This is a genomic window from Peribacillus folii (assembly GCF_030271255.1).
Lineage (GTDB): Bacteria > Bacillota > Bacilli > Bacillales > DSM-1321 > Peribacillus.
This window is the reverse complement of record NZ_JASJOM010000001.1, coordinates 212,364-238,064: the sequence shown is the minus strand read 5'-3', so window position 1 is coordinate 238,064 and position 25,701 is coordinate 212,364. Positions and strand designations below refer to the sequence as shown.

Below are 25,701 nucleotides of genomic sequence, written 5' to 3'. Positions count from 1 at the left end.
TATTTTGCCCATAAATAAGGAGGAGCTTTAACTCCATGCATAATAAAGCTTTAAAGACATTGGAATTTCATAAAATCAAAGAACAATTAATCTCGCATGCCTCGTCTTCGATAGGAAAAGAGAAGGCTCAGCAACTTATGCCTTCAACCGACTTCGAAGAGGTGACGAGGTGGCAGGAAGAAACGGATGAATCGGCCAAAATCGTCCGGTTGAAAGGCAACCTGCCATTGGGCGGGATTTTCGATATCCGGCCACATGCCAAAAGGGCCCAAATTGGCGGAATGCTTTCACCGATGGAATTAATGGAGCTTGCCAGTACGATTCGTGCCGGCAGGATCCTGACTCGATTCTTCGAAGAATTGGCCGAGCAGGAAATCACTGTCCCGCTTGTAGCCGAATATATTAATTCGCTTCATCCGTTGATCGATTTGCAGCAGGATATTACGTTTGCAATCAGTGAACATGGCGAAGTGATGGATTCTGCAAGCGACAAGCTCCGCACCTTAAGAAACCAGATCCGCTCGAACGAAAGTCGTGTCCGCGAGAAGCTGGAAAGCATGATTCGTTCCTCGAACGCAACTAAAATGTTATCGGATGCCATCATCACGATCCGGAATGACCGTTTTGTCATCCCGGTTAAACAGGAATACCGCAGTGTATATGGCGGGATCATCCATGATCAATCCTCCTCAGGGCAGACATTGTTCATTGAACCGCAAGCAATCGTGCCATTGAATAATGTTCTCCAGGAAACAAGAGTGAATGAAACGCAGGAAATTGAACGGATATTGGTTGAATTATCGGAAAAGGTCGGTGGGTACACGCCTGAACTGCTTCATAATGTGAAGGTGCTGGCACATATCGATTTCCTTGTTGCCAAGGCGAAATATGCAAAAACGATAAAGGGGTCTAAGCCGAATCTGAATAATGAAGGACGCGTGAAATTATTCAAGGCGAAGCATCCGCTCATTCCGAGTGATGCAGTCGTGGCCAATGACATCTTCCTTGGTGATGAATTCACGACGATCGTCATTACCGGCCCGAACACAGGGGGGAAGACGGTAACCTTGAAAACGATTGGCCTCTGCACGTTAATGGCCCAATCCGGACTGCAAATCCCTGCGCTCGATGGCTCTGAAACGGCCGTGTTTTCCTCCGTTTATGCCGATATTGGCGATGAACAATCGATTGAGCAAAGCCTCAGTACGTTCTCGTCCCACATGGTCAATATCGTCGACATTCTAAAGAAAGTCGACTATGACAGCCTGGTTTTATTCGATGAGCTTGGTGCGGGAACAGACCCTCAGGAGGGTGCCGCTTTAGCGATATCGATTTTGGATGAGGTATATAAGCGCGGAGCACGTGTAATGGCGACGACACATTATCCAGAATTAAAAGCATATGGATATGATCGCGAAGGTGTCGTCAATGCAAGCGTGGAGTTCAATGTGGAAACGTTAAGTCCAACCTATAAGCTCTTGATCGGTGTGCCGGGGCGGAGTAATGCTTTTGAAATTTCCAAGCGCCTTGGCTTGGATGAAAGCGTGATAAACAATGCGCGCAGCCATATCGGAGAAGATACGAATAAAGTCGAAAATATGATAGCTTCCCTTGAAGATAGCCGCAAGAAGGCGGAAGAGGAAGAGCTGGAAGCCAAGAATCACCTGAAGCAGGCGGAAATCCTTCATAAAGATTTACAAAAGCAAATGGGTGAATATGAGGAACAACGCGATACACTCGCTGAAAAGGCAGCAAAAGAGGCAGCCGCAATCGTTGAACAGGCAAAAAAAGAAGCGGAAGCGATTATCGCGGATTTGCGTAAGCTCCGCCTTGAGAAAAATGCCGATGTGAAAGAGCATGAACTGATCGATGCGAAAAAACGGCTTGAAGAAGCAACGCCGAAAGTGAAGAAAACATCGAATAAAACGGCAAGGCCTTTGGAGAAAAGCCTGAAACCGGGAGACGAAGTGAAGGTCGTAAGCTTCGGACAAAAGGGCCACCTGATCGAAAAGGTTTCCGGGAATGAATGGCAAGTTCAGATCGGCATCATGAAAATGAAGGTGAAGGAGTCTGATCTGGAATTCATTAAAGCAACAAAAGTGAAGGAAACCAAGCCTCTCACGACGATCAAAGGAAGGGATTATCATGTAAGCGTGGAACTTGATTTACGTGGGGAACGGTTTGAAAATGCCATTTCAAGAGTCGAAAAATATGTGGATGATGCGTTATTGGCGGGATATTCAAGCGTCTCGATCATTCATGGTAAGGGAACGGGGGCTCTCCGGTCCGGGGTCCAGGAATACTTGAAGAACCACCGCGCTGTCAAAAGGATCCGGTTCGGCGAAGCTGGAGAAGGCGGAACAGGCATTACGGTGGTGGAATTTAAATAAAGGGCGGTCATGCCGGCTATTCTGCCTGGCTGGCTGACCAGTTACCATTTTGGGAGTTGGACCATGGAGAATATGTGGGAAAATGAATATGTATATATCGCTGCTCGTTACAGTGTCGTAATTTTGTGCATGATTGTTTTTTTAGCCATCTTTGAACTTGTCACAAAGTACAAGAACTGGGAGGAAATCAAGCAGGGAAACCTTTCCGTGGCGTTGGCTACTGGCGGCAAGATATTTGGGATCGCCTATGTATTCCAGCAGTCCATCCTCCATCAGAACTCGCTCATTACCATGATTGGCTGGGGTGTGTACGGATTTGTCCTTTTGCTGATCGGTTATTTCATTTTTGAATTTATGACACCTGGATTTAAAATAGATGAAGAAATACAAAAAGATAACCGGGCAGTTGGATTCCTATCGATGATCATTTCCATCGCTTTATCTTTTGTCATCGGTGCAGGAATTTCTTGATGCCCAGCATGAGAGGGAGAAAATTGTGGAGAAGCTTGCAAAAGTCTTGATTGTTTGTTGCGGAATCTTTTTTCTGCTTGGAATCGTTTATATGTTATTCTTCACTTGAAAGAAGCGGCCATTCGGTCGCTTTTTATTTTGAAGTCGAATAGAAAGAGTGGTTTCAAGCTCAGCACTTGAATGGCCACAATTTTGGAGGTCTGTATTTAGATCGTTTCATTTCACTGCAGGCGCTCCCTTATCCAGAGGCGGTCCTTGAGCCTCCTCGGCTTTCAGCCTGCGGTGTCTCACGTAGACGCGCAATTCCCGCAGGAGTGTCGCGCCTTCCGTTTCATTCCACTTTGATTGAAAACGAATGTGACTCAGTTCGGGGTGGTTTCTAAGTTCTGTGGTAGATTACATGCACCTTAGATTCTGCCATCAGCCTTTATGCTTATATTTCCTCATTTCAACAATTGTAAGAAAATCCCGGGTGTAATATAATGAGAAAGAGTATTAAGAATATTCAGAAGGAGGGGTGTACATGAGCCATAAGCCATGGCAAGCCATTTATCCGGCACAGATACCAGCCGTTTTATCGTATGAAGATAAGCCTCTTTATTCGTTTTTGAAGGAGTCAGCCGAAGAATTTCCCGATAAAGCATCGATTCATTTCCAGGGAAAAGAATTGTCTTACCGTGAAGTCTATGAATCTGCTTTAAGGTTCGCAGCCTATTTAAAAGGCATCGGCCTTCAAAAGGGGGAGCGCGTTGCCGTCATGCTTCCAAACTGTCCTCAGGGGGTCATCAGCTTTTTTGGGATATTGATGGCGGGGGGCGTAGTGGTCCAAACGAATCCAACCTATACAGAACGTGAACTCGAGTACCAAATGAAGGATTCCGGGGCAAAAATGATTGTAGTGATGGACATTTTATTTCCGCGTGTCACGGCCATCGCTTCAAGAACGAATCTCGAACACATCATTGTAACCGCTATCAAGGAATATTTACCTTTTCCGAAAAACCTGATCTATCCGTTCATCCAAAAAAAACAATATGGCATCGTCGTCAAAGTGGAGCATGAAGGCAATCATCATTTATTTACCGAAATCATGAAACGGAAAATCCCTGAGGAAGTGCTTGAGCCGATCGATGTTAATGAAGACCTTGCGCTTTTGCAATATACTGGCGGGACAACGGGTTTTCCAAAAGGTGTCATGCTGACTCATAAGAACCTATTGGCGAATACCAAGATGTGCAACGCCTGGCTTTACAAAAATAGGCGCGGGGAGGAGAGGGTCCTGGCCATTTTACCATTCTTCCATGTGTATGGGATGACGACGGTATTGGTTCTATCCGTCATGGAAGGGAATACGATGATCATCATGCCTAAGTTCGATATCGAAGCGACGCTGAAAACCATCCAAAAACAGAAGCCGACGATGTTTCCCGGTGCGCCAACGATGTATATCGGCCTGCTGAACCATCCGGATATCGCCAAATATGATTTGTCCTCCATCAATGCGTGTATAAGCGGTTCCGCTCCGCTGCCTTTGGAGGTTCAGGAGCAATTCGAAAGTATCACGGGCGGAAAGCTGGTTGAGGGCTATGGACTATCGGAAACCTCTCCGGTGACACATGCCAATTTCATTTGGGATCAGCCCCGTGTAAAAGGAAGCATTGGACTGCCCTGGCCAGATACGGACTCGGCGATTTTGTCCCTGGAAACGGGTGAAGAGCTTCCGCCGAATGAAATTGGGGAAATTGCCATAAAAGGACCTCAAGTGATGCAGGGATACTGGAATCGGCCGGAAGATACGGAAAGCACATTTAAAAATGGCTGGCTGCTAACGGGTGATTTGGGCTACATGGATGAACAGGGGTTCTTTTATGTGGTCGAGAGGAAAAAAGATACCATCATTGCCGGAGGATTCAACATCTACCCGCGTGAGGTGGAAGAGGTACTTTACGAGCATGAGGCGATCCAGGAGGTAGTGGTAGCAGGCATACCCGACCCATATCGCGGCGAGACCGTCAAAGCCTATGTTGTCCTGAAAAATAATGCGAGTGCGACTGAAGCGGAATTGAATGAGTTTGCCAGAAAGAGCCTGGCTTCCTATAAGGTGCCGCGCAGCTATGAATTCAGGGAAGAGCTGCCTAAAACCACGGTAGGCAAGATTTTGAGAAGAGTCCTGATCGAGGAAGAAAAGAAAAAGCTATCCGAAGAAAGAAAAGAAGCGTAAAGCAGCATATCATCCTTACGGAGCAGAGGCCCATGGCTCCGTGTTTTGGAAAGAAGCTGGACAACCTCCAGATCCAGGCTGTAGAATGAACCATAGTGATGGTGGAATCTCAGGACTCTTTAAAGTTTTTGCTTGACAGTCAAGTGTCGTCATTTTATGATAGAAATATGAATGATGATTCATTCATTTTCTGAAAGGGGACCGCCAGTGAAACGCAACAGACCGAAGTATAATCAAATTATTGACGCAGCCGTCATCGTCATTGCCCAACACGGCTATTATCAAGCTCAAGTATCCAAAATCGCCAAGCAGGCAGGCGTAGCGGACGGCACCATCTATCTTTATTTTAAAAATAAAGAAGATATTTTGATATCATTATTTCATGAAAAGATGGGCTATTTTGTGGAACAGATCGAAGAGGAACTCAAAGGGAAATCCACAGCGTCCGAAAAAATGCATGTGCTTATCCAGAAACATTTTCAAATCCTTTCAGAAGACGTCAATTTGGCAATTGTAACCCAGTTGGAATTAAGGCAGTCGAATAAAGAATTACGCCTAAGAATCAATGATGTGTTGAGAGGATATTTGAATCTAATCGATCAGATCATCACCGAAGGAAAAGAGAAAGGCGAATTCCTGCCTGATTTGAATAATTTACTTGCAAGGCAGATGATATTTGGAACGATTGATGAAACGGTGACCACATGGGTCATGAATGAGCAGAAGTATTCGCTCTCGGACCTGGCACCAGACGTTCACCGCCTTCTGCTTGGAGGATGTGGCTTGAAAAGTTAGCGATTCGAATCGAGGGTGGGCGACCATCCTCTAAAGAATCGGTTAATTGCTTTCCTGCTTTTTAAGGAAAGAGATACATATTGAATGTTCGAAAAAGTTTGACTAACATGCCAGGAGGGATGGATATGGAATACCTTAAGCTTTCTGTCGAAAATCATGTGGCATTCATAACGATTGATCATGCGCCCGCAAACGCACTTTCCTCAGCCATCATCGGGGAGCTGTCCGAGGCCTTCGATCAAATCGGGCAAAACGAAGAGGTACGGGTTGTCCTTCTTCATGGTGAAGGAAGATTTTTCTCGGCTGGAGCCGACATTAAAGAGTTTACGGAAGTGAAAAATGGTGAAGCCTTCATATCGCTGACCAAGAAAGGTCAAGCTGTTTTTGAAAAAATTGAATCCTTTCCCAAACCGGTCATTGCTGCCATCCATGGTGCAGCGCTTGGCGGAGGGCTGGAACTGGCCATGTCCTGCCACATTCGTCTGGTGACCGAAAGGGCGAAACTAGGCTTGCCTGAGCTGCAATTGGGATTAATCCCCGGTTTTGCAGGTACACAGCGCCTTCCACGTTATGTCGGCACGGCAAAGGCAGCTGAAATGCTCTTTACAAGTGAACCGATCACAGGCACACAAGCCGTTCAATGGGGTCTGGCGAATCAGGCCTTCACGGATGAAGACCTACTTGTGAAGGCAAAGGAATTGGCCCATAAAATCGCCAAGAAAAGCCCGCTTGCATTAAAGGCCGCCATCGAGTTATTGAATTATACGAAGCATGATTCCTACTATGAAGGTGTGGAAAGGGAGGCCGCCCTTTTTGGCAAAGCTTTTGATACGGCTGATGCACAAGAAGGCATTCGTGCCTTCATCGAAAAAAGAGAGGCTGTATTCAAAGGGAAATAATATGTTTGAAGGTACAAAAAAACTATTTTTAAATATTATGCAGGATTTTGCTGGAACCTGAAGAATACTATTCATATATCTATAAAATTCATAATCTTCAAAACTCAAATTATTCGGGAGGTATTACCGTGAATATTTATGTGCTGCTGAAAAGAACATTTGATACAGAAGAAAAAATTACACTGTCCAACGGGAAAATCAATGAAGATGGAGCAGAATTCATCATCAATCCGTATGATGAGTATGCTGTTGAAGAAGCCATCCAAGTGCGGGATGCACAAGGCGGTGAAGTAACGGTCATTTCAGTCGGAACCGAAGAGGCCGAGAAGCAATTGCGTACAGCTCTTGCAATGGGTGCAGATAAAGCGGTATTGATCAATATCGAGGATGATATAGAAAATGGCGACCAATTCACGACAGCCAAAATCATAGGCGAATATTTAAAAGACAAAGAGGCCGATTTAATCATCGCCGGAAATGTCGCAATCGATGGCGGTTCAGGGCAAGTCGGTCCGCGCGTTGCCGAAATTTTAGGGATCCCTTATATCACAACGATCACTAAATTGGATATTGCAGATGGAAATGTAAGCGTTATCCGCGATGTTGAGGGGGATTCCGAAACGATCGAAGCTTCCCTTCCATTATTGGTGACGGCTCAGCAAGGGTTAAATGACCCGCGTTATCCTTCATTGCCAGGGATCATGAAAGCGAAGAAGAAACCGCTTGAAGAATTGGAATTGGACGATCTGGACCTGGAAGAGGATGATGTCGAAGCGAAAACGAAAACGATCGAAATTTACCTTCCGGCTAAAAAAGAAGCAGGAAAGGTATTGAGCGGCGAGATCGGTGACCAAGTTAACGAACTTGTACAATTATTACGCAGCGAAGCTAAAGTAATTTAATAGAAACGGTACCTTTTTAAAACAAACCACACACAACAAATAGTTAAAATAGAGCACAGGAGGTTTTTATAAATGGCTAGAAAGTTTCTTGTATTGGGCGAAGTTCGCGACGGTTCACTAAGAAATGTATCATTTGAAGCGATCGGTGCGGCTAAGCTTGCTGCAGATGGCGGAGAAATCGTAGGTGTTTTAGTTGGTGACAGTGTTCAGGATTTGGGGAATGAATTGATCCAATACGGTGCAGACCGGGTTGTTGCTGTCGAAAACGATCAATTGAAGCAGTACACTTCAGATGGTTTTGCTCAAGCCTTGCTAGCCGTCATCGAGCAGGAAAAGCCGGAAGGCATTTTCTTCGGACACACGGCGCTTGGAAAAGACCTTGCCCCTAAATTGGCTGGAAAGCTTGAATCAGGATTGATCTCTGACGTGACATCCATCGAAGAAGAAGGCGGAAATATCGTTTTCACCCGTCCTATTTATTCTGGTAAAGCATTTGAAAAGAAAATTGTTACTGGTGGCGTAATATTCGCGACGATCCGTCCGAACAATATTGAGCCATTGGCGAAGGATGAGTCCCGCTCCGGTGATGTTGCCGCGTTAAGCGTGGATATCAAGGATTTACGCACGATCATTAAAGATGTGGTCAGAAAGGCAAGTGAAGGAGTCGACCTTTCGGAAGCGAAGGTGATCATCGCTGGCGGCCGCGGAGTGAAAAGTGAAGATGGCTTCGAGCCTTTAAAGGAACTGGCACAAGTTCTTGGCGGGGCGGTAGGTGCTTCCCGTGGTGCATGTGACGCGGATTATTGTGACTATTCTTTACAAATCGGGCAAACGGGTAAGGTCGTTACACCTGACCTATATATTGCCTGCGGGATTTCTGGAGCGATCCAGCATTTAGCTGGTATGTCCAACTCTAAAGTGATCGTAGCCATCAACAAAGATCCTGAAGCGAACATCTTCAATGTAGCTGACTATGGAATTGTCGGCGACCTTTTTGAAGTCATACCATTGCTGACGGAGGAATTCAAGAAGCTTAAAGTCAATGCGTAAAGCGAAGATGCTTCGGATAAGGGACGAGACAGAACATGTCTTGTCCCTTCCTTTTTTGATTCAGGCTGCTCCCTTTGGGTGCATATTCCCTCTTTTTTTGGACATCCTACCACTGAAGCAAAATAATAGCATCGATTCCAGCAACAATGGTATACTGTCTTTAGTTATTTGAGTAAATTTGAGGAGGAAATATATATGGCTATTGTAAATGCAACTGACCAAACGTTCACGACGGATACTAGCGAAGGTGTCGTTCTTGTAGATTTCTGGGCTCCTTGGTGCGGACCTTGTAAAATGATCGCTCCTGTTCTTCAAGAGCTTGATACGGAAATTGGCGATACGGCGAAAATCGTAAAAGTCGATGTAGATGAAAACCAAGAAACAGCAGGGAAATTCGGTGTAATGAGCATCCCGACACTAATCGTCCTTAAAGACGGTGAAGTGGTGGATAAAGTGGTTGGCTTCCAACCAAAAGAAGCTCTTGCTGAACTTATTGCTAAACACGCTTAATAAGCGGACCAGTTAAAAAAGCTTCAAGTCCCCGGACTTGAAGCTTTTTTCGCTATCTTGATATATAATAATTGTAAACTGGGAGAACAGGAGGCTGAATGCATGAACCAGCAAATAAAGAATAAACTTGCCCTTCTTCCCGATCAGCCTGGTTGTTATCTAATGAAAGATCGTCAGGGAACGATCATTTACGTAGGCAAGGCGAAAGTGTTGAAGAACCGTGTCCGTTCCTATTTCACGGGATCCCATGATGGAAAGACATTCCGGCTCGTCAACGAGATTGAGGATTTTGAATACATCATTACATCTTCCAATATCGAGGCGCTCATCTTAGAGCTGAATCTGATCAAAAAACATGATCCAAAATATAATGTCATGCTTAAGGATGATAAAACCTATCCCTTCATTAAGCTGACTGCGGAGCGGCATCCCCGTTTGATCATTACGAGAAAGGTCAAAAAAGACAAGGGGAAATATTTTGGTCCTTATCCTAATGCTTTTGCCGCAAATGAAACGAAAAAACTACTCGACCGCATCTACCCTCTTCGGAAGTGCAATACGTTACCGGATCGGGTCTGCCTTTATTATCACCTTGGCCAATGTCTGGCTCCATGCGTTTATGATGTGGAGGAACAGGAATATAAAAAAATGCTCGATGATATAAACCGCTTCTTGAACGGCGGGCATACGGAAATAAAAAAAGAGCTGACCGAGAAAATGCTGGAGGCCTCGGAAGATCTGGATTTTGAGAGGGCCAAGGAGTTTCGTGACAAGATTGCCCATATTGATATCACGATGGAAAAGCAGAAAATGATGTCGACCGATTTCATCGACAGGGATGTATTCGGATTTGCTCATGATAAGGGCTGGATGTGCGTTCAAGTATTTTTTGTGCGACAAGGTAAATTGATAGAAAGGGATGTTTCCCTTTTTCCCGTCTATGATGAGCCGGAACAGGAACTGCTTACTTTCCTGGGCCAGTTTTACGAGATTACCAACCATTTCAAGCCAAAGGAAATCTTGCTGCCTGAATCGGTGGACGCTGAATTGGCTGAAGGCCTGCTTGGCGTGAAGACCATTCACCCAAAGCGGGGAGCGAAAAAAGATATGCTGAAATTGGCCAATAAAAACGCCTCGATTGCGCTTCAGGAAAAGTTTTCATTGATCGAGCGGGATGAGGAAAGGACGATCAAGGCAGTGGAAAATCTGGGAGTGCAATTAGGGATCTATACCCCGCATCGAATTGAGGCCTTCGATAACTCCAACATCCAGGGAAGCGATCCTGTTTCCGCTTTGGTCGTATTCATTGATGGCAAACCCGAGAAAAGGGAATACCGCAAATATAAGATTAAAACGGTCCAGGGTCCTGATGATTATGAATCGATGCGCGAGGTCGTCCGAAGAAGGTATTCACGCGTATTGAAAGAAGGTCTTCCGCTTCCGGATTTAATCATCATTGATGGAGGCAAAGGGCATGTGGAGGCCGTACGCGATATTTTGGAAAACGAACTGGGCCTTGATATCCCGCTTTCAGGTCTGATTAAAGACGAAAAGCATAAAACATCGCAATTGATGATCGGCAATCCGCTTGAGCTTGTACCGCTTGATTCCCGGAGCCAGGAATTCTACTTATTGCAAAGAATTCAGGATGAAGTGCATCGATTCGCGATTACGTTTCACCGCCAGCTGCGCGGCAAAAATGCCGTACACTCCCAGCTTGATGATATTCCAGGGGTCGGCGAGAAACGGAGAAAGCAATTGTTAAGGCATTTCGGCTCATTGAAGAAAATTAAAGAGGCTTCGGTCGAGGATATTATCGGAGCGGGCATGCCAAAAGGGGTAGCTGAGGGAATCGTAAGAAAATTGCAAGAATAACCTTGCTCACCATAAATCACTATGCTATGATTAAAAGGAATTTTTAATTAGACAACTTAAAAGTGCTGATAGAGGTGCGGAATTCAAGAGTAAAAACCTGGAGAAGTATGAGCTTCCATGAAGGGTTTCGAAAGGGAAGGACGCCGAAGGAAGACAAGTCTCATACCTTGTTTTTCTGGTCTGACATTTAATAAATGGCGGATTGTCAGGGTGTATACCCTGGAGAGCTATCTCACTGTGTTTACAGGATTGGATATGTGATCACAGCAATGAGATATTTCTCATTGCTTTTTTTATTGCCTAAAAAGAGAGGGTGCATGAGGATGGCATTAATCGTTCAAAAGTTCGGCGGAACTTCCGTCGGCAGCGTTGAAAAACTTAAAAATGTTGCCAAACGGGTAATCGAGGAAGCGGAGAAGGGCAATGAAGTGGTCGTCGTAGTGTCAGCGATGGGCAAAACGACCGACCAATTGGTTTCCATGGCTCAGGATATTTCCGGGAACCCAAGCAGAAGGGAGATGGATATGCTATTGACGACGGGGGAACAGGTTACGATTTCCCTGCTGACGATGGCCTTGCTTGAGAAGGGACATGAAGCAATCTCCTACACTGGCTGGCAGGCAGGGATGCAGACGGAATCGGTTCACGGGAATGCCCGGATAATGGACATCGATGCTTCGAGGATCCAAGCTAGGCTTCAAGAGCAGAAAATCGTTGTCGTGGCCGGTTTTCAAGGAAGCGACGTTAATGGGGAAATCACTACATTGGGGCGGGGCGGTTCCGATACGACGGCAGTTGCCATCGCGGCAGCGCTCAATGCGGATAGATGTGATATATATACGGATGTAACGGGTGTTTTCACGACGGATCCGCGCTACATAAAAGGCGCGCGAAAACTGCAATCGATCTCCTATGATGAGATGCTCGAGCTAGCCAATTTAGGGGCGGGCGTTCTGCATCCAAGGGCTGTCGAATATGCGAAAAATTATCAAATCCCGCTGGAAGTCCGTTCAAGCATGGAGCGGGAATCAGGAACGATCATTGAGGAGGAAGCAACTATGGAAGAAAACTTAATTGTACGCGGCATTGCATTTGAAGATAGCATCACCAGGGTGACGGTATATGGCTTGCCCCAATCACTTGGTGCCTTATCGACCATTTTCATGACGCTTGCGAAAAACCAGATCAATGTGGACATCATCATTCAAAGCATGACCGCCGAGGATACGACAAACTTATCCTTCTCCATAAAAAGTGAAGATAAGAAGGCGGCCTTGATCGTCCTCGAAAATAATAAAGAATTGCTGGCTTTTGAAAGGGTGGAAACGGAGGGCGGTTTGGCCAAGGTATCCATCGTCGGATCGGGTATGGTATCGAATCCGGGAGTGGCGGCCGAGATGTTTGAAGTGATGGCCAATACGGGCATCCAAGTGAAAATGGTCAGCACATCCGAAATCAAGGTTTCGACTGTCGTCAATGAGAAGGAAATGGTGAAGGCGGTCGAATCCCTGCATGAAGCATTTAAACTGGGCCAGCATGCAAATGTGCTAGCATGATTCATGGAGTCCAGTAAAAAACAGACTTCCGGTAAAAAGGGTAAGTCTGTTTTCTGGGCTTGTTAGATTGGATCTCTGGGATCCCATTGGATGGTGAATGTCACTTTTTTTGCGCGGCGTTTGATTTCTTCGGTTGATTCGCTGAGGAATTTTTTTTGCAGTGTGAACTGCTCGGCAAGAAAACCGGCTTCAAGCTGGAAGTGACAGTCAGGATGTAAATCAAGGCGGCGGCTGATTATTTCACCCGACAACGTTAATTCCATCTCGTTTTTCGTATACTTGATGATTTCCAATTCGCCCCATCCGGCGCTTTGGAAAAATTCGATGACTTCCTGATCGCCATTCAGTGGGAATTTTCGTGCTAATTGTTTACCTGCCCAATAGAGGATTTCATTCGAGTCTTTTCCGAGTATATCATTCAGTAGTACTTCCCTGATTAATTCATATCCGAAAGCCGGGACTTGAAACGCTTCTGTTTGAATTTCTTCCTCTATCGCTGCAGCAATATTTTTTTTCATAGTTCATCGCCTCTTTCTGTAAATCTATTATAAACGTTTTTCTTTTGCAAATTATATTGTTTTTTTATTTATTTAAAACGTAATTGGAAAAAAATGATAAATTATACCGAGATATTAATAGATTAGTACGTTTTTTCTTTAAATATAGTCTTGACAAATAAAAAAACATGTATTTTCATCCGATAAAATCTATATTAAAAAAGAGATTTGTTGTATCCGTTTTCTTGACGCACATAGAAGTCAGGAGTAAAATGGACATGTCACATAATTGTAAGAAAGTATAGGAGAGCTTTTGCACTCTATACTTTATTTTCACGCGGAGATAAAAGGTAGCCACCAGATTATCTTTGCATGATTTTTCACAAATTAAGGGGGGGCACTTAGTGGCAAAAAATCGCGAGTTTGGGAATCGTAGACTTCATTCACTTCTTGGAGTTATTCCGATTGGTCTATTCCTAATTTTTCATTTATCGGTAAACTTTATGGCAACAAAAGGGGAAGAGACGTTCAATGGGGCAGTTCATTTAATTGAGTATACGCCCGTAAAGCTTTTGGTAGAATGGGTCGTCATCTATCTACCAATCATTTTCCATGCTGTATACGGAATTTATATTGCTTTTACAGCAAAAAACAATTTAGGCAGATTCAGTTTCTTCCGTAACTGGATGTTCATGCTGCAGCGCCTGACTGGAATCATCACATTGATTTTCCTTGTTTGGCATATTTGGGAGACTAGAGTTCAAGCAGCCATGGGTGCTGAGGTTGATTTTGACATGATGGCAGAGATATTCTCCAATCCATTCATGATTGTGTTCTATATTGTAGGTATCATCTCAGCGATTTTCCACTTTGCGAATGGGTTATGGTCATTTGCAGTGAGCTGGGGTCTGACAGTTTCACCTAAATCGCAAAAAATCATGACTTATTTTACTTTGATCGTTTTCGTTCTGCTTTCTTATATCGGTGTTAGTGCAATTTTCGCTTTCGTATAAGAAGGTAGAAGTTCATTTATAGTATTCGGATAAAAACATAGCTTTGCTAATGGAAATAAGGGAGTGACAGAATTGGGTAAAGGTAAAATCATTATCGTAGGTGGAGGTCTAGCCGGTTTAATGGCGACGATCAAAGCAGCAGAGCTTGGACAACAGGTTGATTTATTTTCATTAGTTCCTGTTAAACGCTCTCACTCAGTTTGTGCCCAAGGCGGAATCAATGGGGCAGTAAATACGAAGGGTGAAGGGGATTCTCCATTCATCCACTTTGATGATACAGTTTATGGCGGAGATTTCTTGGCTAACCAGCCGCCGGTTAAAGCGATGTGCGAAGCGGCACCATCGATCATCCATATGTTTGACCGTATGGGCGTTATGTTCAACCGTACTCCGGAAGGTCTCCTTGATTTCCGTCGTTTCGGCGGTACTCAACATAGCCGTACAGCATTCGCTGGTGCAACGACTGGTCAACAATTACTTTATGCATTGGACGAGCAGGTTCGCCGTTATGAAGTGGAAGGTCTTGTAACGAAATATGAGGGCTGGGAATTCCTTGGAGCCGTTATCGATGACGAAGAAACGGCACGCGGTATCGTAGCCCAGAACTTGACGACAATGGAGATCAAATCATTCCCAGGCGATGCAGTCATCATGGCGAGCGGCGGACCGGGAATCATATTCGGTAAATCAACAAACTCGATGATCAACACAGGTTCGGCAGCTTCGATCGTATACCAACAAGGTGTTAAGTATGCTAACGGTGAGTTCATTCAAATTCACCCGACAGCGATCCCGGGAGATGACAAGCTTCGTCTAATGAGTGAGTCGGCTCGTGGTGAAGGCGGACGTATCTGGACATATAAAGACGGAAAACCTTGGTACTTCCTTGAGGAAAAATACCCAGCTTATGGTAACTTGGTGCCTCGTGATATCGCGACTCGTGAAATCTTCGACGTATGTATGAACATGAAGCTTGGTATCAATGGAGAAAACATGGTTTATCTGGATCTATCACATAAAGATCCTAAATTACTGGATATCAAACTTGGCGGAATCATTGAAATCTACGAGAAATTCATGGGTGAAGATCCTCGTAAAGTTCCAATGAAAATTTTCCCTGCCGTTCACTATTCAATGGGCGGACTATGGGTTGATTATGACCAAATGACTAACATTAAAGGCTTATTCGCTGCAGGTGAGTGCGATTACTCCCAGCATGGCGGTAACCGTCTTGGCGCGAACTCGCTTCTTTCTGCCATCTATGGCGGTTCAGTCGCTGGTCCGAATGCCGTTAAATATATCGAAGGCCTTGCCAAAACTTCTGAATCCATTCCTTCTTCCTTATATGATGGATACGAAAAACAAGAGCAGGAAAAATGGAACAGTGTCATGTCTCTTGATGGAAATGAAAATGCGTACGTCCTTCACAAAGAACTTGGTGAGTGGATGACTCAGCATGTTACGGTCGTTCGTTACAATGACAAGCTGAAAGAAACGGATAACAAGATTCTTGAGCTGATGGAACGTTACAAGCAAATCAACATCAATGATACGGCTAAATGGAGCAACCAAGGAGCTGCCTTCACTAGACAGCTGCAAAATATGATGCAATTGGCACGTGTGATCACGATCGGTGCGTTGAACCGTGATGAAAGCCGCGGAGCGCATTATAAGCCTGATTTCCCGGAACGTAATGATGAAGAATTCATGAAAACGACAATGGCGACGTTCAAAGGCTTGGATCAAGCACCTGAATTCCATTATGAAGATATTGATGTATCACTTATCGCGCCGCGTAAACGTGACTACACGACGAAACATTAAAGAGGGGGAGCAAAAAAATGGTTGAAACTAAATCTGAGACTAAAACAGTCCGTTTTATCATCACTCGTCAAGATACACCGGATTCAGCTCCTTATGATGAGGAATTTGAATTAGCGTACCGTCCGAATATGAACGTGATTTCCGCGCTTATGGAAATCCGTCGTAACCCGGTAACAGTACAAGGCAAACATACGACAGCGATCGCTTGGGACATGAACTGCCTTGAGGAAGTATGTGGTGCTTGTTCAATGGTCATCAATGGCAAACCAAGACAATCATGTACAGCCCTTATCGACCAATTGGAACAGCCTGTCCGTCTTGCTCCAATGCGTACTTTCCCTGTGGTTCGCGACCTTCAAGTAGATCGCAGCCGCATGTTCGACTCGTTGAAAAAGGTTAAAGCCTGGATTCCGATCGATGGAACGTACAATCTGGGACCTGGTCCGCGTATGCCAGAAAAGAAACGCCAATGGGCGTATGAATTATCAAAATGCATGACTTGCGGCGTTTGCTTGGAAGCTTGTCCAAACGTGAACAGCAACTCCAACTTCATGGGGCCACAGCCTTTATCACAAGTCCGTCTATTCAACGCGCATCCAACTGGTGCCATGAATAAAGCGGAACGCCTGAATACGATCATGTCCGATGGAGGGCTTGCAAACTGCGGTAACTCACAAAACTGTGTGCAGTCTTGTCCTAAAGGCATTCCATTGACTACATCGATTGCGGCACTGAACCGTGATACGGCCATCCAGCAATTCCGTAACTTCTTTGGAAGCGACGAAGTTTAATCATCAAAACGAAAGGGCCTGTATCCTAGGATACGGGTTCTTTTTTTAGCGAATCCCATCGAAAAAGAACAGGGAGTGACAAATGATGGAACCGATATGCAGATTAACCAGCTTTCCGAGAGAAAATCCTTTTCATTATTCCCTTTTTCTTATAAAATGAGTGAATAGCCATTCATTTTCGAAAGGGAGTGCACAAGTTGGGCAGAATATCATATATCGATAATATAACGGAGTGGATCAGTGATTTTTCTTTTAAACATGAGATTAAGGTCCGCTTTTCGGAAACGGATATGTTCGGGCATTTAAATAATACGATTCCCTTTACTTATTTTGAGGAAGCGCGGATAGAATATTTTAATAGCTTGGGATTCATGAAGGATTGGACGGCATTCACCAGTGATCAAATTCCGGTAGTCGCCGATCTGCAATGTGATTATCTGCAGCAGGTGTTTTTCAATGATCGATTGACGATCCATGTGAAAGCCGACCATATTGGGACCTCCTCGGTAGATCTTCATTACATGGGCACTAAGCAAGATGGTTCCATATGTTTAACGGGCAGGGGAACGATCGTCCAAGTCTCCAAAGATACCGGGAAGCCGACACCCTGGACGGAGGAGATGAAGCAAGGGATGTGGCATGCGGAGGTCGAACATTCCTGAAAAAATTTCATCCCATTAAGTAAAATAGTCACTCCCTTGCACTTGCCGACATACTATATCTTGACTAAATAGACACCCACTCCGGGTTTTATGCTGGTGAAGGCAAGGAGGGTAACATTACTTGAAGGAGAACGAATTCACTCATAAGCCACTACTCACCAAAAGAGAAAAAGAAGTATTTGAGTTACTAGTACAAGACAAAACAACAAAAGAAATCGCAGGTGAATTGTTTATTAGCGAAAAAACAGTTCGAAACCATATCTCGAATGCGATGCAGAAGCTTGGAGTCAAAGGACGTTCGCAGGCAGTCATAGAACTCCTTCGTATGGGAGAACTTAAGCTTTAATGTGTTAGCGTTTAATACGTAAGCCTTATAAATATTTTCTCTCCCGTTCTATTTGGCAGCATATAAGGAAGTCGAAAACAATCTCATTGTTTTGACTTCTTTGGATGCTGCTTATTTTTATGGGGAGCGTGACAATTCCGGACAATCAATCTTGAAAATCATTTCACTTTCATCCAAAATGGTAGTATGATAAGTTTCATGAAGCGGGGAGTTGGGTGTATGGATGAAGAAAAGCAGGTGGCTTATGTAGCCGATATCGAAAAGGAATTGCGCTATGTATCGTCCTGGATTAAGCAGAGGGGACGAGAGATCCTATATGATTATCATATAACCATTCCTCAATTTCTGGCTTTGCAATATCTTTTTGAAGCTGGCGACATGACGATTGGCGAATTGTCGACGAAAATGTTCCTTGCCTTCAGCACAACGACGGATCTGATTGACCGGATGGAGAAGCGTCAGCTCGTCCAGCGCGTCAAAGATGAAAAGGACCGGCGGGTGGTTCGCATTCACCTTCTTGGTGAAGGGGAACGGATCATCGAAGAAGTGATCAATAAACGGCAGCAGTATTTGAGCGGCGTGTTAGCCCATTTCAATGATGCTGACATCGTTTCCCTTCAAGGGATCTTGGCTAAATTACATCAAGAAATGAAAGAAAAATGAGGCGAGTTTTTTGAAACAACCAATAGGAATCATTGATTCAGGGGTAGGCGGCTTGACTGTAGCGAAAGAAGTCATGCGTCAGCTGCCGAATGAAAATATCATTTATTTAGGCGATACAGCAAGATGTCCTTATGGACCTAGATCCAAAAAAGATGTTCAAGCCTTCACATGGCAAATGACGAGATTTTTGTTGAAGAAGGATATTAAGATGCTGATCATTGCCTGCAACACGGCAACAGCGGCCGTACTTGATGAAATAAGGGCCACGCTTTCGATTCCTGTCCTGGGCGTCATCCATCCAGGTGCACGAGCGGCGTTGAAAGTATCGAACTCCCTGCATATTGGCATCATCGGCACGGAAGGCACGGTGAAAAGCAAAGCTTATGACGATGCACTGGCTTCCATTAATACCGATGTGAAAGTGGACAGTCTGGCCTGTCCAAAATTTGTCCCGATCGTGGAAAGCGGCGAGTTTGAAGGGCAAATCGTCAATAGGGTCGTGGCACAAACCTTAAGTCCGCTGAAGAAAACGAAGATCGATACATTAATACTCGGCTGTACCCATTATCCGCTACTGGGATCTGTCATTTCATCCTATATGGGAAATGGAGTCCAGGTGATTTCCTCGGGAGAAGAGACGGCCCGTGAGGCAAGCGTCATCTTGGATTATTATAGATTAATCAATAAAAGCAAGCTCCGTCCGGTTCATCGTTTTTACACAACCGGCTCCAGGGATATGTTCGGGGAGATCGCCTCGAGCTGGCTTGGCATCCACATCAGCATGGTTGAAACCATCAAGATCGATCACTTATAAGACTTCCATTTTGGGAGTCTTTTTTTGATGGCAAGTCCAAGATAACTTGCAGAGATCATGGAGAATAAGCGATAGGAGGCAGCGGCCTGCCTTCCATGAACATGAAGGACGCTTGTGGAAAGGTAAAAAAAAATTGGTCTATTTTCCCCTAGGGCTCGTATAAATAGGAGTACAAACTGTCCTAGGAGTGATTTTATGTCCAATAAATCAAAAGTAACGATGGCTGTTACCATTCTCGCATCTTCCATTTGGCTTTCCGGATGCGGATTATTCGGCGGTGAAGAGAAAAAGGAAATTGATCCGCCCAAGGATGTTTCCATGGTCGACGATGAATCATCATTAAAGGAATCGAATGGCCAAGAGCAGCCTGCAACAGATGGTGAGGAAGGCGCCGTGGAATCCAAAACGGTGAAAACGGAGTTATATTTAATTGATAAAAGCGGGTATGTGGTTCCGCAGACATTGGAGCTCCCTAAATCCGAAGCTGTCGCTAAGCAGGCGCTTGATTATTTAGTCGATAACGGGCCAGTCACGGATAAACTGCCAAATGGGTTCAGGGCGGTCATTCCTGCAGATACCCAAATAAGCGTGAACATTAAAGACGGAGTGGCAGTGGCCGACTTTTCGCCGGAGTTCAAAAACTATCAAAAAGAAGATGAGCTCAAGATCCTTCAAGCCATTACATGGACGCTGACGCAATTTGACTCCGTCGATAAAATCAAGATGAGGATTAATGGAGAAGATATTTCCGAAATGCCTGTCAATGGCACGCCGATCGATGAGAATATTTCCAGATCTTCAGGAATCAACATTGATACAAGCGACGCTGTCGACATATCGAATACGAAAGCACTGACCGTTTATTATGTCGGCGGTGACGAGGAATATACGTATTATGTTCCGGTAACGCGCCGGATCAGTGAAACGGTTTCTGATGATGTAACAGCTGCGATTCAGGAGCTGACGAAGAGTCCTTCGAATTCGAATTTACAAACAGGCTTCATGACTGATGTAGCCTTACTTGACCAGCCTAAAATGGCAGATGGCAAGGTCAGCCTCAATTTCAACGAAAATATCTTGGGCAGCTTTAAAGAGAAAAAAGTGTCAAAAGAAGTTCTCGATGCCTTGGTACTTTCGTTAACGGAACAAAAGGGAATTGAAAGCGTTGAAGTGCAAGTGAAGGGAAGCGCCGATATTCTGAATGAAGAAGGAAAGAAAATATCAGAGCCTGTCGTCCGTCCGGAAAAGGTCAACACGGGTAGCTTCTAAAACATCGATTATAGCTGGAACAGTTGGAGGCAGCCTACCGCTGCCTCTTTTTTTTTCGATTTATGATAATCATGGAAACTCAGCGTGGAAAATTATTCTGATGGCCATAAGAGCCGGGATTATTGATGAAGTGAGATTTGTGTTAGACTTAAATTACAAGGCATTGTGGAAGCGCCGGCAATTACATATAAAGATTCAGTGGCCCAAAAGGGCTTCCTGCATCATTCGAAGATCAAAAAACGAAAAAAGGTGAGATGAAGGATGAAGACAGTAATCATTGCAACGAAGAATAAAGGAAAAGCGAAGGAATTCGAAAGCTTATTCGCCGCTAAAGGGTATGAAGTCAAAACGCTTCACGATGTGCCGGGTGCACCGGATGTCGAGGAAACCGGTACGACTTTCGAAGCGAATGCAATCCTGAAGGCGGAGGCCATTGCCCAGCAGTTGGGTCATTTTGTCATTGCAGATGATTCAGGCTTGATCGTAGATGCATTGGATGGCAGGCCGGGCGTTTATTCAGCGCGCTATGCCGGTGAAGCGAAAAGTGACGAAGCGAACACGCAAAAAGTCCTCAGCGAGCTGGAAGGAGTCCCTGAAGCGGAAAGGACCGCGAGATTTTATTGCGCCCTGGCACTAGCCTCACCGAACCAGGAAACAATTACGGTATCTGGAACGATGGAGGGTTTTATAACGGAGCAGCCTTCCGGAGAGAACGGATTTGGGTATGATCCCATCTTTTTTGTTAAAGAAAAAGGCAAAACAAGTGCAGAATTGACGAAAGAGCAAAAAAACCAAATCAGCCACCGGGCTCATGCCTTGCAGGCTTTGGATGAAAAACTTGATCTATTTTTAAAGAGGGAGGAAGGAATGTGACGATGAAAATCCTAATCATGAGTGATAGTCATGGACTCATGCAGGAAATCGGCATGATAACCGACCGTCATAAACAGGAAGTCGCAGCAATGATTCATTGCGGGGACTCCGAATTGGAACGAAAAGACCCACTCATGGAGGATTTCCTCGCCGTTCGGGGCAATTGTGACTATGATGATGCCTATCCGGATGATTTGGTGGAGAACATCGCTGGCAAGCGGTTCTTCCTCACACACGGGCATCTCTACAACATCAAGATGACGTTGATGAACGTAGCTTATAAAAGTGAAGAAGTCGGAGCGGATATCGTTTGCTTTGGCCACTCCCATGCTGCTGGTTCTGAGATGATCGATGGCAAGCTTTTCATCAACCCGGGAAGCATCCGGCAGCCGCGGGGAAGAATGGAGAAGACCTATGCCATCTTGGAAATCGAAAAAGACCATCTTGAAATCATCTATTACGACCTTGAAGGAAAAATAGTGGAAGAGCTAAGAAATACTTATCAATTCGAATGACATCATGTATAATGAACAGGAAGCGTTTTTCCCCGCTTCCTGGATTTTAAAAAAGGAAAAAACTTTTTCAGAAAAAGCGTTGACTTTCTTTTGATATCCTACTATAATAAGAAGTGTCCTAAGGGAACAGTTAAGGTAATACATAAGTTTTACCGCAACTTATATCATAAACGTCTCAGTAGCTCAGCTGGATAGAGCAACGCCCTTCTAAGGCGTCGGTCGGGAGTTCGAATCTCTCCTGGGACACTAATTAGAAAAAACCCCTGTAATGTTGATCGCTCAGCATTACAGGGGTTTTTTATTTGTTCAGAATGCCGTTGGAAAAGTTACAGGGCATTATAAATAATGCCATTTCGTCAGTATGGGCGTCGCAAAGGGCACAAATAAATCCTAGCCCTTTGCTATGATGGATGTCGCTATTTCGGAATGATAGCCAATTGAATATTTGTACTATTATTTGTTATGGATACGGAAACATCATCGGTATCCATACCCAAGAAATCATTTCCTTTTAAATTAGCTTTCAATTCGCTTATATCATAGGAAACGTCCAAAGATTGAAAAATCACTTCTAAAACAGCCGTGAATTTCTTTTCAATAGTGGGGAAGTCTTCTTTAGATTCCTCAACGAATAAAAAAAGGTCGGCTAGATTCTTCTTTTCGTCTGTTGAATCATAAGTAAGCTGGATCTTATTATCTTCTGTATTAAAACCTGACTCCGTTTTAATCAGGAGCCTTTGATTATCATTGTTTACAATCGCTTTTTCAAATTCCTCCACTGTTATTGAAAAAGTTGGAGGATTTTCCATGGCGGCTATTTCTTCAGGAGTGGATTCGGTATCACTAGCATCTTCTGGGTTTCCGGTAATTCCATATGGCGAACAGGCTGTTAGGAAGAGTATGCTCAAGATAAGGCAAGCATTTTTTTTATTCAACGAGCTCGCCTCCATTCAATTCATAGACTATGTCACAAAGATAGTTTATTTGCCGATCATCATGGCTTGTCAGTAAAATCGTGACCCCGTTCTTCTTGTAATCCAATAACAGCTCTTGGATCTCAATAACGGACTTCTTATCCAATCCATTGAAAGGTTCATCCAAGACTAATATTTCCGGGTTCTCCATGATAGCTTGTGCTATCCTCAAACGTTGTTTCATGCCCAAGGAATATGCCTTCACTTTTTTGTCTTTTGCATGAGCTAGACCCACTTTATTTAAGGTTTGAACGATATCTTCTTTTGTAATCTTTTTTTGTATATTCGCTAAGATCGATAAATTTTCCATGCCAGTTAAGTAGTTTATGAATGGCGGCTGTTCAATGATGATGCCGGCATTGTCAATATATTTCTTACTGAAAAGGATTCGTTTGCCTTCCACCCAAATCTCGCCATCATTAATAGCCGTAAATCCACAAATCGCTTTTAACAACATCGTTTTGCCTGATCCGTTTGGCCCTACAAAGCCTACACAAATTCCTGGCTTAATTGATAAGGAAATATTATTTAGAATGGTGTGATGCTTTATGCTCTTATTAATATTCTGTACTTTAATCATTTTAAGGCCCCTATACAATTTTATATTTCAAGTTCCGTAGTAACAGGCGGGCAAGAATCATTAAACAGATCCCCGCAATCATCCCACCAACAAAATAAGCATCACCACTAATAAATACAACGCTGAACGTCTTTAGTTGCAGATCCATGATGAATAATACGGAAATGAGTATGAACACAGTCAATAATGCCGTCGTTTCTTGGAATTTCAAATAGAGGTAAAACAAGATTGATGAAAGTCCTAAGGAAATGAGAATGCTTGCGATGCCAAAAAATAAAAATTGTCTTATGATTGAAGCTGGATACTCAAATTCCAGTGCACCATGAACAAAAACGAACGTAAAAATGGAACTGACGTATATAAATACAAATAACGTTACAGGAAGGATGTATCGACCCCTGATTATTCTTAAAGCCTCCCGTTGCAGGTTGATTCGGGAAAAAACAAATGGATGATAGGTTTTCTTGATCATGAGGAAAGAAAGGGAACCCCAAAAAATAGACGCTGCATAAAACGTATATGGACTGATGAAATGGAGAACGCTATTTCCTTCCATATGTTCAATCTGGTTAAAGGCTTTATTAACAAAGATCCGATCCAGGATCGCTTCAGCTGGTAACGATTCATGATAGTCACTCATATAGATGATGATATGTTGATAGCCTTGGATATAGTTAATGAAAGCTAATGAAACGGAAGTGATCATAACGGTTAGTAATAATATTGGATAGTTTTTTATCGCCACTTTTTTAGACCTTTAACTTTCTGGATTTTTAACTGTCTTATTTACACCTGCGATCAGTAATATTATCGCCATGATAAACAATAGAACCAATGGCAGAAATGCTTCCAATGTGGAATACATGGTATTGAAAGCGGTGAAGCTTGCGAAAATGTCAAACCAAACACTTTGAGTGTAAACACCTAGTTTTCCGTACAAAAAATAGATGATCAATACCGATACAATGACTTTATACTCTCGATTTAATAATAAAACCAATGCACACGCTAACAAACTGAACACGAATGCTAAACATAAATAAATTGTACATACCATGAAAACAAAGAAGAGGTAAGGATGGCTGCTATAAAAATTGTGAGGTAAAATCGAAGCAAATCCTCCTATATCATCAAGACTGCGATAAACAAAGATTGCCCCGATCGAATAATACAATAAATAGGTTGATACAACAGTAAACGTTGATAACAATGTATATTGTATGACATCTCTATAAACCTGGTTTTTTATTAATGGAAAACGATGTCTTCCGAGAACATATAAACTTCTTTTCTCTGTGAATAATCCAAGCGTAGGTAATATGAATAAAACGGGAATGTAGTTGATGATGTGAAACATCGAAGAATCAACAAATACTTCCCAAGTTGAAATGCCAGCTATGAAACTGTGTCTGATGTCTTCTTTAGTCCCTACTAAATCAGGTGCGTTATAATCCATTGTCATGATTTCAAAATAATGACTAGCAAACACCCAGGAAAGGGTTAATCCGCCAAACAATAAAAATGATGCTAACGCCATATATCGGCTTCTAATTTTAAATGTACTGAGTAACATTGAATTTCCTCCGCTGTTTCTACTAGCTTTAATTATTTAAAGGAGTGTTGCCCAAGAATGAAATTCCGGACAACACTTTACATTTCATTAACGTTTAACCGCCACTTGCAGACCAAGAACCTTTTATCGTAACCTTCCCTCCACCGGTATTATTCGTTTTTCTTAGCCCTAATTTGTACTTGTACCCTACCTCGGCCTTCTCAGTTTTAAATGTGGCTTTCTTTCCTCTTTGGACATTTGTTCCGCCCCTGAAAACACCGTTGGAGTTTTTCATATTTGCTGTAATCCAAGCAGTACCAGAATCGTTTGATAGATTAACGACACCTTTGGTGTTTGATTTTCTTAACGATTCTGGTGCGAATTTCTCAGCTCCAGAATAAGTAACATTATAACCGGTGAAGCTCCTTACCTCCTGAGCTTGTGTTTCCGTTCCTGCATAACCTAGAATGCCTAATGATAAAAGACCAGTTACTATCCATTTACTTTTTTTTAATGTAATACTCCTTCCAATTAAGGATTATTTTGGCTGCAACCAACCAAAGTATAGTAAAACTTCAGGAGTATTGCAACGAAAAATAAGTAAATAGTATCAAATTTACTCATTTATGATGAAAAAAAGGGGAAATAACAGGACTATG

Annotated in this window: 25 protein-coding genes, 1 tRNA gene and 1 riboswitch; of the genes, 21 read left to right on the top strand and 5 right to left on the bottom strand. The window is 43.6% G+C overall.

The genetic code is table 11. The features are described 5' to 3' along the window. Positions 1-35: 35 nt before the first annotated feature. The 10 genes from QNI08_RS01160 (at position 36) to QNI08_RS01115 (ending at position 12,669) form a co-directional block, all read left to right on the top strand. Complete coding sequence (locus QNI08_RS01160; RefSeq protein WP_285765598.1) at positions 36-2,390, top strand: endonuclease MutS2; 2,355 nt, start codon at positions 36-38, stop codon at positions 2,388-2,390. Between the two features lie 63 nt (positions 2,391-2,453). Beyond that, positions 2,454-2,861 carry a DUF350 domain-containing protein gene (locus QNI08_RS01155; RefSeq protein WP_285765597.1) on the top strand — a complete coding sequence of 136 codons (408 nt, stop codon included), beginning with the start codon at positions 2,454-2,456 and terminating at the stop codon, positions 2,859-2,861. Positions 2,862-3,384: 523 nt separating this feature from the next. After that, complete coding sequence (locus tag QNI08_RS01150; RefSeq protein WP_285765596.1) at positions 3,385-5,082, top strand: long-chain-fatty-acid--CoA ligase; 1,698 nt, start codon at positions 3,385-3,387, stop codon at positions 5,080-5,082. A gap of 207 nt (positions 5,083-5,289) precedes the next feature. Further along, entirely contained in the window at positions 5,290-5,877 is a 588-nt protein-coding gene (locus tag QNI08_RS01145; protein WP_285765595.1) for a fatty acid metabolism transcriptional regulator FadR, read from the top strand. Between the two features lie 125 nt (positions 5,878-6,002). Next, positions 6,003-6,776, top strand: coding sequence for an enoyl-CoA hydratase (locus QNI08_RS01140; RefSeq protein WP_285765594.1), 774 nt, complete (start codon positions 6,003-6,005; stop codon positions 6,774-6,776). A 128-nt stretch (positions 6,777-6,904) separates the two neighbouring features. Further along, positions 6,905-7,678 (top strand): electron transfer flavoprotein subunit beta/FixA family protein, encoded by a 774-nt coding sequence (locus QNI08_RS01135; RefSeq protein WP_285765593.1) that lies wholly within the window; start codon positions 6,905-6,907, stop codon positions 7,676-7,678. Between the two features lie 72 nt (positions 7,679-7,750). Then, positions 7,751-8,728: an electron transfer flavoprotein subunit alpha/FixB family protein gene (locus tag QNI08_RS01130; RefSeq protein ID WP_285765592.1), complete on the top strand. Its 978-nt coding sequence runs from the start codon at positions 7,751-7,753 to the stop codon at positions 8,726-8,728. Positions 8,729-8,917: 189 nt separating this feature from the next. Beyond that, positions 8,918-9,238 (top strand): thioredoxin, encoded by a 321-nt coding sequence (gene trxA / locus QNI08_RS01125; protein ID WP_328113193.1) that lies wholly within the window; start codon positions 8,918-8,920, stop codon positions 9,236-9,238. Between the two features lie 102 nt (positions 9,239-9,340). Continuing rightward, positions 9,341-11,113: an excinuclease ABC subunit UvrC gene (gene uvrC / locus QNI08_RS01120; protein ID WP_285765591.1), complete on the top strand. Its 1,773-nt coding sequence runs from the start codon at positions 9,341-9,343 to the stop codon at positions 11,111-11,113. Positions 11,114-11,174: 61 nt separating this feature from the next. After that, positions 11,175-11,351: riboswitch (Lysine riboswitch) on the top strand. Between the two features lie 85 nt (positions 11,352-11,436). After that, a complete protein-coding gene (locus QNI08_RS01115) occupies positions 11,437-12,669 on the top strand; it encodes an aspartate kinase (RefSeq protein ID WP_285765590.1) in 1,233 nt (410 codons plus the stop codon). Between the two features lie 62 nt (positions 12,670-12,731). Here QNI08_RS01115 and QNI08_RS01110 read toward each other — a convergent pair whose 3' ends face one another. Then, positions 12,732-13,187, bottom strand: coding sequence for a YslB family protein (locus QNI08_RS01110; RefSeq protein WP_285765589.1), 456 nt, complete (start codon positions 13,185-13,187; stop codon positions 12,732-12,734). Positions 13,188-13,570: 383 nt separating this feature from the next. Between QNI08_RS01110 and QNI08_RS01105 the strand changes: the two genes are divergently transcribed. From QNI08_RS01105 to QNI08_RS01055, 11 genes are all read left to right on the top strand, one after another. After that, positions 13,571-14,179, top strand: coding sequence for a succinate dehydrogenase cytochrome b558 subunit (locus tag QNI08_RS01105; RefSeq protein ID WP_285765588.1), 609 nt, complete (start codon positions 13,571-13,573; stop codon positions 14,177-14,179). Positions 14,180-14,251: 72 nt separating this feature from the next. Next, positions 14,252-16,003, top strand: coding sequence for a succinate dehydrogenase flavoprotein subunit (gene sdhA, locus QNI08_RS01100; RefSeq protein WP_285765587.1), 1,752 nt, complete (start codon positions 14,252-14,254; stop codon positions 16,001-16,003). 17 nt (positions 16,004-16,020) lie between these two features. Further along, entirely contained in the window at positions 16,021-16,794 is a 774-nt protein-coding gene (gene sdhB, locus QNI08_RS01095; protein ID WP_061142165.1) for a succinate dehydrogenase iron-sulfur subunit, read from the top strand. Between the two features lie 197 nt (positions 16,795-16,991). After that, positions 16,992-17,456, top strand: coding sequence for an acyl-CoA thioesterase (locus QNI08_RS01090; protein ID WP_285765586.1), 465 nt, complete (start codon positions 16,992-16,994; stop codon positions 17,454-17,456). A gap of 121 nt (positions 17,457-17,577) precedes the next feature. Further along, complete coding sequence (locus QNI08_RS01085) at positions 17,578-17,802, top strand: helix-turn-helix domain-containing protein (RefSeq protein ID WP_028392149.1); 225 nt, start codon at positions 17,578-17,580, stop codon at positions 17,800-17,802. Positions 17,803-18,021: 219 nt separating this feature from the next. Further along, on the top strand, positions 18,022-18,465 hold the full coding sequence (locus QNI08_RS01080; protein WP_285765585.1) for a MarR family winged helix-turn-helix transcriptional regulator: 444 nt from the start codon (positions 18,022-18,024) through the stop codon (positions 18,463-18,465). Positions 18,466-18,475: 10 nt separating this feature from the next. After that, positions 18,476-19,279 (top strand): glutamate racemase, encoded by an 804-nt coding sequence (racE, locus tag QNI08_RS01075; protein ID WP_285765584.1) that lies wholly within the window; start codon positions 18,476-18,478, stop codon positions 19,277-19,279. Positions 19,280-19,474: 195 nt separating this feature from the next. Next, positions 19,475-20,548, top strand: coding sequence for a GerMN domain-containing protein (locus QNI08_RS01070; protein ID WP_285765583.1), 1,074 nt, complete (start codon positions 19,475-19,477; stop codon positions 20,546-20,548). 261 nt (positions 20,549-20,809) lie between these two features. Next, positions 20,810-21,421, top strand: coding sequence for an XTP/dITP diphosphatase (locus QNI08_RS01065; RefSeq protein WP_285765582.1), 612 nt, complete (start codon positions 20,810-20,812; stop codon positions 21,419-21,421). Between the two features lie 2 nt (positions 21,422-21,423). Further along, on the top strand, positions 21,424-21,936 hold the full coding sequence (locus tag QNI08_RS01060) for a metallophosphoesterase (RefSeq protein ID WP_285765867.1): 513 nt from the start codon (positions 21,424-21,426) through the stop codon (positions 21,934-21,936). A 172-nt stretch (positions 21,937-22,108) separates the two neighbouring features. After that, positions 22,109-22,182 (top strand) — tRNA-Arg (locus tag QNI08_RS01055). 170 nt (positions 22,183-22,352) lie between these two features. On the opposite strand, the gene QNI08_RS01050 is transcribed toward QNI08_RS01055, so the two are convergent. The 4 genes from QNI08_RS01050 to QNI08_RS01035 are packed head-to-tail and all read right to left on the bottom strand — an operon-like array spanning position 22,353 to position 25,063. Continuing rightward, positions 22,353-22,871: a hypothetical protein gene (locus QNI08_RS01050; RefSeq protein WP_285765581.1), complete on the bottom strand. Its 519-nt coding sequence runs from the start codon at positions 22,869-22,871 to the stop codon at positions 22,353-22,355. Further along, a complete protein-coding gene (locus QNI08_RS01045; protein WP_285765580.1) occupies positions 22,864-23,490 on the bottom strand; it encodes an ATP-binding cassette domain-containing protein in 627 nt (208 codons plus the stop codon). The genes QNI08_RS01050 and QNI08_RS01045 overlap by 8 nt, the downstream gene beginning before the upstream one ends. A gap of 10 nt (positions 23,491-23,500) precedes the next feature. Further along, positions 23,501-24,235: a hypothetical protein gene (locus QNI08_RS01040; protein ID WP_285765579.1), complete on the bottom strand. Its 735-nt coding sequence runs from the start codon at positions 24,233-24,235 to the stop codon at positions 23,501-23,503. 12 nt (positions 24,236-24,247) lie between these two features. Next, positions 24,248-25,063, bottom strand: coding sequence for a hypothetical protein (locus QNI08_RS01035; protein ID WP_285765578.1), 816 nt, complete (start codon positions 25,061-25,063; stop codon positions 24,248-24,250). Between the last annotated feature and the right edge of the window lie 638 nt (positions 25,064-25,701).

What these genes read in the sequence shown, in the direction of transcription:
- QNI08_RS01080 (WP_285765585.1), top strand. Translation starts at nt 18,022, where the DNA reads ATGGATGAAGAAAAGCAGGTGGCTTATGTAGCCGATATCGAAAAGGAA.
- QNI08_RS01060 (WP_285765867.1), top strand. Translation starts at nt 21,424, where the DNA reads ATGAAAATCCTAATCATGAGTGATAGTCATGGACTCATGCAGGAAATC.
- QNI08_RS01160 (WP_285765598.1), top strand. Translation starts at nt 36, where the DNA reads ATGCATAATAAAGCTTTAAAGACATTGGAATTTCATAAAATCAAAGAA.
- QNI08_RS01150 (WP_285765596.1), top strand. Translation starts at nt 3,385, where the DNA reads ATGAGCCATAAGCCATGGCAAGCCATTTATCCGGCACAGATACCAGCC.
- uvrC (WP_285765591.1), top strand. Translation starts at nt 9,341, where the DNA reads ATGAACCAGCAAATAAAGAATAAACTTGCCCTTCTTCCCGATCAGCCT.
- QNI08_RS01115 (WP_285765590.1), top strand. Translation starts at nt 11,437, where the DNA reads ATGGCATTAATCGTTCAAAAGTTCGGCGGAACTTCCGTCGGCAGCGTT.
- QNI08_RS01035 (WP_285765578.1), bottom strand. Translation starts at nt 25,063, where the DNA reads ATGTTACTCAGTACATTTAAAATTAGAAGCCGATATATGGCGTTAGCA.
- QNI08_RS01065 (WP_285765582.1), top strand. Translation starts at nt 20,810, where the DNA reads ATGAAGACAGTAATCATTGCAACGAAGAATAAAGGAAAAGCGAAGGAA.
- QNI08_RS01140 (WP_285765594.1), top strand. Translation starts at nt 6,003, where the DNA reads ATGGAATACCTTAAGCTTTCTGTCGAAAATCATGTGGCATTCATAACG.
- QNI08_RS01110 (WP_285765589.1), bottom strand. Translation starts at nt 13,187, where the DNA reads ATGAAAAAAAATATTGCTGCAGCGATAGAGGAAGAAATTCAAACAGAA.
- QNI08_RS01045 (WP_285765580.1), bottom strand. Translation starts at nt 23,490, where the DNA reads ATGATTAAAGTACAGAATATTAATAAGAGCATAAAGCATCACACCATT.
- QNI08_RS01155 (WP_285765597.1), top strand. Translation starts at nt 2,454, where the DNA reads ATGGAGAATATGTGGGAAAATGAATATGTATATATCGCTGCTCGTTAC.
- QNI08_RS01130 (WP_285765592.1), top strand. Translation starts at nt 7,751, where the DNA reads ATGGCTAGAAAGTTTCTTGTATTGGGCGAAGTTCGCGACGGTTCACTA.
- QNI08_RS01070 (WP_285765583.1), top strand. Translation starts at nt 19,475, where the DNA reads ATGTCCAATAAATCAAAAGTAACGATGGCTGTTACCATTCTCGCATCT.
- sdhB (WP_061142165.1), top strand. Translation starts at nt 16,021, where the DNA reads ATGGTTGAAACTAAATCTGAGACTAAAACAGTCCGTTTTATCATCACT.